Annotated in this window: 12 protein-coding genes and 1 pseudogene; 5 read left to right on the top strand and 8 right to left on the bottom strand. The window is 65.5% G+C overall.

Translation table 11 applies throughout. The features are described from left to right. Nucleotides 1–124: 124 nt before the first annotated feature. Both ASF61_RS05905 and ASF61_RS05900 read right to left on the bottom strand, forming a co-directional pair. Complete coding sequence (locus ASF61_RS05905) at nt 125–463, bottom strand: hypothetical protein (RefSeq protein ID WP_056152412.1); 339 nt, start codon at nt 461–463, stop codon at nt 125–127. A 119-nt stretch (nt 464–582) separates the two neighbouring features. Further along, a complete protein-coding gene (locus ASF61_RS05900; protein ID WP_082491240.1) occupies nt 583–1,857 on the bottom strand; it encodes an MFS transporter in 1,275 nt (424 codons plus the stop codon). A 102-nt stretch (nt 1,858–1,959) separates the two neighbouring features. On the opposite strand from ASF61_RS05900, the gene ASF61_RS05895 reads away from it, so the two are divergent. Then, nucleotides 1,960–2,850: a LysR substrate-binding domain-containing protein gene (locus ASF61_RS05895; protein ID WP_056152409.1), complete on the top strand. Its 891-nt coding sequence runs from the start codon at nt 1,960–1,962 to the stop codon at nt 2,848–2,850. A 145-nt stretch (nt 2,851–2,995) separates the two neighbouring features. On the opposite strand, the gene ASF61_RS05890 is transcribed toward ASF61_RS05895, so the two are convergent. Genes ASF61_RS05890 through ASF61_RS05875 form a run of 4 tightly spaced genes read right to left on the bottom strand, consistent with a single transcriptional unit; the run spans nt 2,996 to nt 5,525 of the window. Next, on the bottom strand, nt 2,996–3,904 hold the full coding sequence (locus ASF61_RS05890; RefSeq protein ID WP_056152406.1) for a hypothetical protein: 909 nt from the start codon (nt 3,902–3,904) through the stop codon (nt 2,996–2,998). A 14-nt stretch (nt 3,905–3,918) separates the two neighbouring features. Continuing rightward, complete coding sequence (locus ASF61_RS05885) at nt 3,919–4,698, bottom strand: hypothetical protein (RefSeq protein ID WP_056152404.1); 780 nt, start codon at nt 4,696–4,698, stop codon at nt 3,919–3,921. A gap of 3 nt (nt 4,699–4,701) precedes the next feature. Continuing rightward, entirely contained in the window at nt 4,702–5,202 is a 501-nt protein-coding gene (locus ASF61_RS05880; RefSeq protein WP_056152401.1) for a hypothetical protein, read from the bottom strand. A gap of 29 nt (nt 5,203–5,231) precedes the next feature. Beyond that, complete coding sequence (locus ASF61_RS05875) at nt 5,232–5,525, bottom strand: DnaJ domain-containing protein (RefSeq protein ID WP_056152399.1); 294 nt, start codon at nt 5,523–5,525, stop codon at nt 5,232–5,234. A 175-nt stretch (nt 5,526–5,700) separates the two neighbouring features. Between ASF61_RS05875 and ASF61_RS05870 the strand changes: the two genes are divergently transcribed. From ASF61_RS05870 to ASF61_RS05855, 4 genes are all read left to right on the top strand, one after another. After that, nucleotides 5,701–7,476, top strand: coding sequence for a glutamine--tRNA ligase/YqeY domain fusion protein (locus ASF61_RS05870; RefSeq protein WP_056152396.1), 1,776 nt, complete (start codon nt 5,701–5,703; stop codon nt 7,474–7,476). 141 nt (nt 7,477–7,617) lie between these two features. Beyond that, on the top strand, nt 7,618–9,456 hold the full coding sequence (locus tag ASF61_RS05865) for a CHASE domain-containing protein (RefSeq protein ID WP_200919809.1): 1,839 nt from the start codon (nt 7,618–7,620) through the stop codon (nt 9,454–9,456). A 76-nt stretch (nt 9,457–9,532) separates the two neighbouring features. After that, nucleotides 9,533–10,135 (top strand): glycine-rich domain-containing protein-like, encoded by a 603-nt coding sequence (locus tag ASF61_RS05860; RefSeq protein WP_056152393.1) that lies wholly within the window; start codon nt 9,533–9,535, stop codon nt 10,133–10,135. A 54-nt stretch (nt 10,136–10,189) separates the two neighbouring features. Then, a complete protein-coding gene (locus ASF61_RS05855) occupies nt 10,190–10,381 on the top strand; it encodes a hypothetical protein (RefSeq protein ID WP_056152391.1) in 192 nt (63 codons plus the stop codon). 106 nt (nt 10,382–10,487) lie between these two features. On the opposite strand, the pseudogene ASF61_RS05850 reads toward ASF61_RS05855, so the two are convergent. Together ASF61_RS05850 and ASF61_RS05845 are read right to left on the bottom strand one after the other, a co-directional pair. Then, nucleotides 10,488–10,724 (bottom strand): annotated as a pseudogene (locus tag ASF61_RS05850) (hypothetical protein); the annotation flags it as partial. Nucleotides 10,725–11,006: 282 nt separating this feature from the next. After that, nucleotides 11,007–11,897, bottom strand: a complete 891-nt coding sequence (locus tag ASF61_RS05845) for an SDR family oxidoreductase (RefSeq protein WP_056152388.1) — start codon at nt 11,895–11,897, stop codon at nt 11,007–11,009. Nucleotides 11,898–11,902 lie beyond the last annotated feature (5 nt).

Here is an 11,902-nt window from a genome sequence, read left to right as displayed (position 1 = left end):
GAAGCCGGTGCTGCAAAGCCGCAGACCGGTGCGGCCGGCGACCGTCCAGGCCTGGCAGGCCGGCGCCCCACGTCGGGCCGCCGCAACATTGCCCGCCCCGGCACGGCAAACTGCGCCGCTCCGGCTACTGCACGTCGCGCTGCAGTTCCTGGATCTGGCTGGCCATGTGGCTGACCGCGCCCCGGATGCGGGCCGAGAGCTGCGGAATATTGGTACAGACGCGGCGCGCGCGTTCGGCGGCGCCGGTCATGTCGGCGACCAGCTTGCGCAGGCGCGCCGGGTCGTCGGACAGCAGCACGTCGCGCGCAGTGTCGCCAAGGCGGTCCACGCGCTGGATGCTGTCGCGCAGTTCGCTGGGCAGCTGGTGTTCGGCCGAACTGGCTTCCGCAGCCTGGGCGATGGCCTGTTCGACCAGGTGGAAACGGCGGCCGATGTCGGTGCGCCGGTCGTTGGTGTGCTGCATGGTGTCACCTCCGCAATGAAGAAGAAACGAACGGCGTTCCTGTCTTGATTCGACACCGGCTGCGGCCGACAGATTCCGTGCGACGGGTTGACGTGGATCAGAGCGCTACGGACGCCCGCTTACTTCTCGGCCGCGCCCAGCGGCGCCAGGCTGCGCAACCGCACCGCCACCAGCAGGCCCAGGCCGAGCGCGGCGCCCAGCACCGTCACCACGCCGGGCCAGCCGCCGCGCTCCCACATCATGCCGGTGGCCGAACCGACCACGCTGGAACCGAGATAATAGAAAAACAGGTACAGCGCCGACGCCAGCGCCTTGTTCGACAGTGCGCGCCGCCCCACCCAGCTGCTGGCCACCGAGTGCGTGGCAAAGAAGCCGTAGGTGAACAGGGCCACCCCGGCGACGATCAGCGGCAGCCAGTTCGACAGCGTCAGCAGCAGCCCGGCCAGCATCAGCGCCAGCACCGCCCACAGCACGTGGCGGCGCCCGAACCGGTCGGCCAGCTTGCCGGCCCACACGGAGCTGTAGATGCCCAGCAAATACAGGAAGGACACCGTGCCCACCAGACTCTGGCTCAGGCCGAACGGCGCGCCGAGCAGGCGGTAGGCGATGTAGTTGTACAGGCTGACGAACGCGCCCATCAGCAGGAAGGCCAGCGCGAACAGCCATGGCAGGCCGGCGTCGCCCAGGTGCAGCCGGAAGCCGGCCGGCAATGCGCGCCAGCCGCCGTTCGACGGCGTAAAGTGGCGCGACGCCGGCAGGCTGCGCCAGAATTCCCACGCCGCCACGATGCCGGCCAAGCCAACCACGCCGACCGCCAGCCGCCACGAAAAGTGGTCGCTCAGCACCGAGGTGAGAACACGGCCCGCCATGCCGCCGAATGCGCTGCCGCTGATGTACAGCCCCATCGACAGGCCCAGCGAGGCCGGTTCGATTTCCTCGCCCAGGTAAGCCATGGCAATGGCCGGCATGCCGCCCAGCGCCACACCGAGCAAGGCGCGCAGCGCCAGCAACTGGTGATAGTTGTGGGCAAACGCGCACAGCACCGTCATCGCGGCAGCCACCGCCATCGCCGCCACCATCAGCGGCTTGCGTCCGAGCCGCTCGGAGATGGCGCTCGACACCACCAGCGACAGGGCCAGTGCGGCGGTCGAGATCGACAAGGCCAGGCTGCTTTGCGCCGCACTGAGCGCAAACTCGCGCGACAGCAGCGGCATCAGCGGCTGTACGCAGTACAGCAGGGCAAAACACGAGAAGCCGCCGAAGAACAGGGCGCGGTTGCTGCGCTTGAAATCGGCGGTGCCGGCAGCGATGCGCGGCGCCGGCAGGCGCTGGGCCGGTGCGCCGGCGGCATCCGGGGCGCTGCGCTGGTCGATGTGGGAGGCTGCGGTAGTCATGGCAAGCAATCTGAAGCAGAGGGACAATCCATCTTAGGATTGCACGATCCTAGTGTCCAATATATATTTAAGCCGTCAGTCATACTTTTAAAAGATAAGAAAATGGAATTGCGTCACCTCCGCTACTTCGTTGCCGTGGCTGAAGAATTGAGCTTCACCCGCGCCGCCGAGCGCCTGCACATCGGTCAGCCGCCACTGAGCCACCAGATCCAGATGCTGGAAGCGGAAGTGGGCGCGCAGCTGCTGGAGCGCAGCAAGCGCTGGGTGCGGCTGACGGAAGCGGGCAAGCTGTTCCTGGACGATGCGCGGCGCGTGCTGGCCCTGTCCGACCAGGCGGTGCTGACGGCGCGCCGGGCCGAACGCGGCGAGGCGGGCGAACTGCGGGTCGGTTTTACCTTTTCCACGCCATTGACGCCGCTGTTTGCCGCCGTGATCAACCGCTACCGCCAGCGCTATCCGGGCGTGACGCTGACGCTGCACGAGCTGTCCACTTTCGAGCAGCTCGACGCCATCGGCAAGCGCCGGCTGGACCTGGGCCTGGTGCGTCCGCCCGAGCAGGCGCTGCCCGATGGCGTGGTATTGACCGAATTGCGGCGCGATCCGCTGGTATTGGTGCTGCCGGTCGGGCATGCGCTGGCGCACAAGCCGGCCATTGCGATCAGCGACCTCAAGGGGCTGCCACTGGTGATGTTTCCGAAGACGGCCGGCACCGGCCTCCATCCGCAGATTTTCCGGCTGTGCAAGGAAGCAGGGTTCGTGCCGAATATCGCGGTGGAGGCGGCGGAAGGTTCGACCATCATCGGCCTGGTAGCGGCCGGCAGCGGGATTTCAGTGTTACCGAGTTCGTTCGAGATCATCCGCATGGAAGGCGTGTGCTACCGGCCGCTGGCCGATCCGGAGGCCAATACGGCGCTGTTGCTGGCGCGGCGCGCGGACGAGCATTCGCCGCTGGTGGCAGGGTTTGTGGCGGTGGCGGAAGAAGCTGCAAAATGAGGTGCCGGCAGCGCCACCGACGTCATTGCCGGCTGCGCGGCAATGACGAAGCGACGGCCGACGACGGCAGATGTCCTGGCGCCGTCGTGACTGCGCAGCGGCCGGCCGCCGCGCAGGCGGGACGGCCGCCGCTGCACTGCGGCTGTTACGAGTAATCGGCGTCCAGTTCCGAGCCGGCGTAATTCTCGAGCTCCGCAAACAAGGTCTTCATTGCCGTCCGTCCCCGGATGTGATCGAGCACGGTGCAGGCCTGGCGGTAGCTGGCGATACGCTCCAGCAGCACCGGATGGTGCTGTGCCGGTACGGCGGCCACCAGCGCAGCCCAGCCTTCTTCGAAGTCCGGCTTGTTCTTGCGCACCGACTTGACGAAGCGCTCGAACTCCTTCTGGCCGGTGCGGGCGACCACCCTGCCCCCGCCTTCCACCGCGAAAATGACGGCCAGCGCGATCACGCCCTCGGCATTGAGGTCGGTGTCGGACACCGGGCCTTCGCTGTGGTGGCGGCGCAGCCAGTTGGCCAGGCGCACGATGGCCTGCACTTCCTTGCGCTGGCGCAGCATCACCGCATAGCGTTCGCTGCCGTTCCAGTTCTGGTTCGGATCGGTCTGGCACAGGTCGATGAACAGCTCGCGCAGGCGCCGCGCCGCGTAGACCGGGTCGGTGTCGTACTCGCCGACCAGGGCGTCCTCGGGCAAGGCCGACAAATCCTTGATCATGCGGAAACCGATCTGGAACGCGTGCTCGGCGCCCTCGTCGATCAGCAGTTCGAGCGCGCGCAGGTCCGGGTCTTCGCCGCCGGCCTGGACCTCGGCCTCGGGCAGCGCCTGGTCCAGCCCCAGCGACACCGCGCCCACCGTCAGCTGCAGCGCCTTCTGGATGCCGTCGGCGGTGCGGTCGTTGGTGAACTTTTCGGCCACCATGGCGGTGATGCCGGTCAGTTCGTCGGCCAGCGTGTAGGCGGCGTCAGGGTCGCGATCGAGATCGGGCGATGTGGCCAGTTGCTGGATCGCGCGCGTCAGGCGCGGCAGGTTTTCTTTGACGATTGCTGGCAGCATGGATCAGCGTTCCCTCACGAGAAGATGCCGGTGCCGACGCTGCGGCGCGAGGCCTTGACCGCACGCGTGCTCGGTATTTGCTTGCGCAGCCGGTACAGCAATTCCTTGGTCGAGCGCTGCAGGAAATTCTGTTCCTCGTCGGGGTCGTCGTTGAACTCGGCGTCGGCCAGGTCGGCGCTGTGGCGGAATTCGGGGAACAGCTCGAACAGGGCGCGGTCCCAGCCGTCTTCCGAGGCCTGGGCCAGCGCGATCGCCAGCGGCACGACGTCGTTGTCGGACGAGGTCTGGCCGGTCAGGTACGGGCCTTTCGAAATGATTTCGCCGGCCACTTCGAGAATTTCCTTGGGCGCCATCGAGAACAGGATGGCAAACATGGTGGCGCCATGATCGGAAGCCGAGGCAGCGGCCAGCAGCTCGTTGCGGCGGTCTTCGTCGTCGGTGGCAAACACCACGCCGTGCACGTGGGCGAACAGCGATTCGGCGATGCGCTCGGGATCGTCCTCGATCTGGTCGTCGGGCCAGGTGGCCGCGATGAAGGCCAGGCTGTCGGCCCAGGCCTTGGGCGGCACCAGCAGCGTGGCCAGCGACATCTTGCCGCCGTCAAAACCGGCCATGTGCAGCGCGGTCACCTGCGGCGGAATAGCGGACAGCACTTCCACCACGGCCAGGTCGCCGTACTGGTCGGCCGCTTCGGCAAACGCCTGCTCGGCGTGGCCCAGCGAGCCGGCCAGCACCAGTTCGGTCACTTGCTTGCTCAGGGCCGGAAGGTTGCGGGTTGGTTGGTCGTCGGACATGGTTTATTCTCCATCCTTGTCGAACATTTGCGCGAAATCGTCGGATGCGTTGTCTTCGTCCTCGATATCGTCGCCATCGTCGTTGGCAGACAGCTGCTCGAGCGACTGGTCGTCGTCGTCCCACTTGCGCGGATTTTTATACAGGAAGGCGGTGATGATGGCCTGGCGCGCCAGGTCGGGCAGGTTTTCCTGCAGCGCCGCGTACATGCGGCCGGCCGCTTCGCCCTTGCACGAGGCCATGGCAAACACGCGCGCGGCGTCGCCGAAGCCGTAATCGCCGGCCTCGGCCAGCAAGCCCTTGGGATCGGAAAACTCGAGCGCATCGACCAGCGCAAAGGCCAGCATGTTGACGTCTTCGATGCCGCTGCCGCTCGCGTACTCGTCGATCAGCGCGTCGATCATGCGCTGGTAGTTCTTGCGGTCGGGCGGATCGCCGAGGATGCCCTCGATCTGGCCTTCGAGCTCACGCGACTGGTAGGCGAACTCCGGGTGTACTTTTCTCATGTGCTTGCTTTCGATAGTATGAGGTGGCGTCAGGCGGCAGGCAGCGTCGTGCCGTGCAGGCTGAACAGCGAACGCCAAAGCTGGTAGGCTTCGGCTTCGGCATCGATGATGATGCGGTGGTTCACGCTCTGGTTGTATTCCTCGCGCTTGACCGGATCGGACAGGATTTCATAGGCCTTGGTGATGGCCTTGAAGCGCGCTTCGGCGCCGGGCGCCTGGTTGCGGTCCGGGTGAAAACGCATCGCCAGCGAGCGGTAGACCTTCTTGATCTCGTCCTCGGTGGCGTTCGGCGCGATTCCCAGCGTGTTGTAATGATTTTCCATTTGGGAAACTCCGAAACTGATGTTAAGAACCAAAGGCGAATTATACCTGCGACCTCACCGCCGCCGGCTGCGCCCCTGTGTCCGCGGTCGCCGCAACGCAGCATTTCCCTCTGGCCGCTGGCAAGGGATACGGTAAAATGGCCTTTACACGAACTTCCCAAAGTCAATCTTCCAGATGAGCAACGATAAAAACAGCCCGGCGGCCGATTCGCCGTCCGCCCCGTCGAACTTCCTGCGCGCCATCATCGACCACGACCAGGCAGCCGGCACCTATGTGCGCGACGACCTGCCGACCGTGATCACCCGCTTTCCGCCGGAACCGAATGGCTACCTGCACGTGGGCCACGCCAAGTCGATCTGCCTGAACTTCGGCCTGGCGCGCGACTACCAGGGCCGCTGCAATCTGCGCTTCGACGACACCAACCCTGCCAAGGAAGAGCAGGAATACGTCGACACCATCATCGACAGCGTCAAGTGGCTCGGCTTCGACTACGATTACCCGCAGGCCGACGGCAGCGTCGAACACCACCTGCACTACGCCTCGGACTATTTCGACCAGCTGTATGCGATGGCCGAGTACCTGATCGAGCAGGGCTACGCCTATGTGGACAGCCAGTCGGCAGACGATATGGCGGCCAACCGCGGCAATTTCAACACGCCCGGCACCAACTCGCCGTTCCGCAACCGCCCGGTGGCCGAGTCGCTGCAGATCTTCCGCGACATGAAGGCCGGCAAGTACGCCGACGGCGAGCACATCCTGCGCGCCAAGATCAGCGAAGACGCGATGGCCTCGCCGAACATGAACCTGCGCGACCCGGCCATCTACCGCATCCGCCACGCCCACCACGTGCGCACCGGCGACGCCTGGTGCATCTACCCGATGTACGACTACACGCACCCGATTTCGGACGCGCTGGAAAACATCACCCACTCGATCTGCACGCTGGAATTCCAGGATCACCGCCCGTTCTACGACTGGCTGCTGGAAACGCTGTCGAAAGGCGGCTTCTTCAAGCTGCCGGTGCCGCGCCAGTACGAGTTCTCGCGCCTCAACCTCACCTACGTGGTCACGTCCAAGCGCAAGCTGCGCCAGCTGGTCGACGAGAAAATCGTCGATGGCTGGGACGATCCGCGCATGCCCACCATCGTCGGCCTGCGCCGGCGCGGCTACACGCCCGAGGCGATCCAGCTGTTCTGCGAGCGCATCGGCGTGACCAAGTCCGACGGCTGGATCGACATGAGCACGCTGGAAGGCTGCCTGCGCGAAGACCTCGACCCCAAGGCGCCGCGCGCCACTGCCGTGCTGCGTCCGCTCAAGCTCATCATCGACAACTACCCCGCAGGGCAGAGCGAAGAATGCTCGTCGCCGGTCCACCCGCACCACCCGGAGATGGGCGTGCGCACCTTCCCGATCTCGCGCGAGCTGTGGATCGAGGAAGAGGACTTCATGGAAGTGCCGAGCAAGGGTTACTTCCGCTACACTCCGCCGAGCGGCGACAAGCCGGGCAGCCGGGTGCGCCTGCGCCACGGCTACGTGACCGAGTGCACGGGCTTCGACAAGGACGACAACGGCAACGTGGTGGCCGTGCACGTCAACTACTTCCCCGACTCCAAGTCCGGCACGCCAGGGTCGGACAATTACAAGGTCAAGGGCAATATCCACTGGGTTTCGGCCGCCACCGCGCTGCCGGCCGAAGTGCGCCTGTTCGAACGGCTGTTTACCGATCCGCACCCGGACGCCGGCGGCAAGGATTTCAAGGAGCTGCTCAACCCGAACGCGCGCGAAGTGATCACCGCCTACCTGGAGCCGGGCATGAGCGCCGCCCTGCCCGACCAGCGCTACCAGTTCGAGCGCCACGGCTATTTCGTCGCCGACCGCGTCGACAGCCAGCCGGGCAAGCCGGTGTTCAACCGCATCGTCACGCTCAAGGACAGTTTCGCAGCGAAATAAGTCGCGCGCGTTGCGGCAGCCGGCGCCATCCCCCGTGGGGGCGCCGGCTTTTTTTGTCGGCGCTTCTACTTGACTTGCATATGGAATATTTTTTATATTCAACAAACATGAAGACGACGGAGCGCAAGAAAGGCAGAGTCGATGAGGGGATTTTTCGCGCACCGGCATTGGTATTCGCCGTCCCAGCCGGTGTGGTGGGTGGGCGTACTGCTCTCGCTGGGCGTGGGCGTGCTGTGCCACGTGGCAGCGGACCACGCGGTCGAGGCCGATGCCAATGCCCGCTTCCTGCAGCAGGCGCGCAACGCCCAGTTCCACCTGCGCGCCCATATCGATTCCTATACCAATGTGCTGCGCGCCACCGCCAGCTACTTCGACGCCAGCGACAGCGTCACGCCTGACGACTTCCGCAACTTCGTCAGCGGCCTGCAGCTGCCCGTCCGTTTCCCCGCGCTCGACAGCATCAACTACGCCCCGTACGTGACCGACGCCGCCCGCGACGCCTTCGAGCGCGCTGCGCCCCACAGCGGCAGCCGTTCCGCCACCGGCGGTATCACGATCCGCCCGCCCGGGCGCCGGCCCGACTATTCGGTGATCACGATGATCGAGCCGATCGGCGCGTTCCACAACCGGGTGGGCCTGGACATCGCCGCTCCCGCTGCCGGCGCCGCGGCGCTGGCGCGCGCCCGCGATACGGGGGAGGCCAGCACCTCCGGCCGCATGATCGACATGGCCGGCCCGGGCCATGGCGGCAGCGGCATGGCGATCCGGCTGGCCGTGTACCGGCGTGGCCTGCCGCACGACACGCTGGCCCAGCGCCGCGCCAATTTCGTCGGCTCGGTCGGCATCGGCATCAGCGTGCCGCGCCTGGTGCAGCTGGCCATGGACCAGATGCAGGTGCGCGATGTGCGCCTGCGCCTGTACGACGGCGGCAGCGCGCACGCGCCGATGGCGCAGGCAGCACTGCTGTTCGACAGCCAGCCCCGCGCCAGGGAGGCGCGCGGGCGGCAGCTGTACTCGGTGGTGCTGCCGCTCGACTTCCACGGCCGCCAGTGGCAGACGCTGTTCAGCGCCCCCAAGCACGCCTGGTCGAGCCGCTTCGACCTGTTCCTGCCCTGGCTGGCCATGGGGGCCGGTTTCATCGGCACGCTGATGTTCTACCTGCTGTTCCACACGCTGTCGTCGTCGCGCCTGCGCGCGATCCGCATGGCCAAGGCCATGACGCGCGAATTGCGCGACAGCCAGGCCAAGCTGCAGCTGTCGCACCACAAGCTGCGCCGGCTGGCTGCCCATGCGGAACAGATCAAGGAGCTCGAGCGCAAGCGCATCGCGCGCGAAATCCACGACGACCTCGGCCAGAACCTGCTGGTGCTGCGCATCGAAGCGGACTTGCTGGCCACGCGCACGCGCCACCGCCACCCGCGCCTGCACGCGCGCGCCGTCGGCACGCTGCGCCAGATCGACAGCACCATCAAGAGCGTGCGCAACATCATCAACGACTTGCGCCCCACCGTGCTGGACCTGGGTCTCAGCGCTGCCGTCGAGTGGCAGATCGCCCAGTTCCGCACCCGGTCCGGCATGGTGTGCGAGCTGATCGAGCACCAGCACGATATCCGCGTGGACGACCGCTGCGCCACCGCGTTTTTCCGCATCCTGCAGGAGTCGCTCAGCAATATCGCCCAGCATACCCGCGCCAGCGTGGTGCGGGTGGAACTGGCAGCCACCGACCACACGCTGACCATGACCATCAGCGACAACGGCGTGGGCCTGCGCCCCAACAGCCGCAGCAAGACCGGATCGTTCGGCCTGGTCGGCATCGAGGAACGCATCACCCTGCTGGGTGGCACCTGCACCATTGCGAACGGCCCCAACGGCGGCACCGTGGTGGCGATCTCGGTACCGCGCGCGCGGGCGGCCCCGCCATCGGCTGCAGCTGCAGCAGAATCGCACGGCGATAAGAATTCCCTTACACCTATTGATTAACATCAATGGCGCGCATGGGGTGGATGACAAAATCGGCAATGTTGTTAACCATCAATCCCAATCGCAAAGGAAGATCATGAACGCCATCGCTGCGCTGGACCTGGAACCGATCAAAGTCAAACTCATGCACAAGGAATCCGGCGAAGGCTGGACCCTCGAGCGCGCCAACGCGGTCGAACTCGAATACCGCCGCTTCCTGATCCTGATGCAGAAATTCCCCCGCGAGGACACGTCGCCGACGGTCGATGTGGACACCTTCTGGCATTACCACATCCTCGACACCATGAAGTACGCGGCCGACTGCCAGGCGGTGTTCGGCTACTTCCTGCACCACTTCCCCTACATCGGCATGCGCGGCGCCGACGATGCGGCCACCCTGGCGCGCATGGGCAACCGCATGAAGCAGCTGTACGAACAGGAATTCGGCGTGGCGTACGGCAGCGTGACGGCCGGCATCGCCGCAGCGTATTGCGCCAAGACCACGCCAGCCTACTGCGCCCGCGAAGCGCAGGCAGCAGCTTACTGCGCAAGAGAAAGCGCACAACCCGCATACTGCGCCAGAGAGGCGGCGCAGGCAGCGTACTGCGCCGGGGAAACCGCGCAGGCAGCCTATTGCGCGATGCCGCCCGGCCAGCCGGTCGCGGCGTCGCTGTACACGGAACGGCCGCGCCTGGGCTGACATCTGCCAAAAAAAGTGGCATACTCGGGCTTCAACCGATGTCAGGAGCCCGTCATGGCCATCAATTCTGTCGCATCCGGCAATGTTAACATCCAGACCACGCCGCCCGCACGCCAGCCGGAACCGGCAGCGCGGCAAGCCCAGCCTGTGGCGCCGCCGCCCCAGCAGCAACAGCAGCCACCGCCGCAGCCGATGGTCAATACCAGCGGCCAGCGCCTGGGCAGCATGATCAACACCACCGCCTAGGCGCTGCGCAAGCGGCAGCCGACGAAAAACGGCGCGTCCCCGCGAGGGTGACGCGCCGTTTTAACGCAAGGCAGGCTTCTCAACGCGCCACGGGGTTCGCTACTTAGTTCGCCATCATTTCGCGCAGCTCACGGATGCTGAAATCGCTGATTTCATGCATGCGGATCAGGATGGTGGCGCCGATCGGCAGCGTGTTGTGACGGATCTTGCTGATGACCGGTGGCGCCACTTCGAGTGCACGCGACAACGCTGCATCGTTCTTCAGCTGCAGCTTTTCAATGATGGCGTCCAGGACGCGATTCGGGTTGTAGGTCGGGGAGGAGGTGATTTCTTTGATGGACATGGTGTTTAGCAGGTTCGGGGTCGCAGTTGGAAAAAAACGACACATTAACGAAGAAAACGATCGGTGCAGTTAGTGAAGTCATGTGCCCGCGATGGGCGCCGTTCCCCGCTACTACACATCTTTGTTATTCGACGGATAAGCAAAAAATGCGGATCCGTGACAATGTGTGAGATTCTAACGCTATTCCTTGTGCTAGAACAAAAAATAATTGTAAAAAAAAGTATAGAAGGCTGTAATCTTATTGAACGATGTGCAAATGCAACAGATATTGATCTATAAAAATTAAAGTGCCGACAGCATCGCGGCCACCGTGGGGTAGCGCAGGCGTACGCCCAGTTCGCGCTTGATGCGGCGATTGTCGAGCCGGCGCGACTCCGACATGAACGACAGCAGCGCCGGCGTGACCACCTGCTGCAGCTGCGCGCGCGGCAGGCGGGGCGGACGGGCCAGGCCCAGCGCATCGGCCACCGCATCGAAATAATCGGCCATCTTCATGTGGCTGTCGTCCACTGCATGGTAGAGACGGTTGGCTCGGCCAAGGCGCAATGCGCGCGCAATGATGGCGGCCAGGTCGTCGGCGTGGATGTGGTTGGTGTACACGTCGTGCTCGGCGATCAGCGCCGCCGTACCCTGCTCGAGCCGCTTGCGCGGCAGCCGCTCGGCGCCATAGATGCCCGGCACGCGCAGGATGGACAGCGTGGCGTGGTTGCGCACCGCCCAGCGCCGCAGCACGTTCTCGGCGTCGACGCGGCGCGTGGCGCGCGGATTGCGCGGCGCCACCGGCCGGGTTTCATCGAACAGGGCGCCGCCGCAGTCGCCGTACACGCCGGTCGTGCTTACATAAACCATGCGGGCGTGCTCGGGTAGAATGGCGGCCAGGTTGCGCGTGCGGCGGTCCAGCGGTCCCTCGCCCTGCGGCGGCGCCAGGTGGACGATGGTCGGCGCCAGCCCGGCCAGGCGGCGCAGGCTGGCCGGCCGGTCGAGGTCGGCCACGATGGGCACGGCGCCCAGCGCCCGCAGTTCGGCACAGCGTTCGGGACTGCTGGTGGTGGCAAACACGCGATAATGGCCGCGCAGCAGCGGCAACAGGCGCTTGCCGACGTCGCCGCAGCCCACGATCAGCAGGCGCGGAAGATTGAAGGCAGCGCGCATAGGACAAGTAGGGTTTTTCATCTGAA

The organism is Duganella sp. Leaf126, assembly GCF_001423125.1.
GTDB lineage: Bacteria > Pseudomonadota > Gammaproteobacteria > Burkholderiales > Burkholderiaceae_D > Rugamonas.
This window is presented reverse-complemented; position numbering and strand designations above follow the sequence as displayed.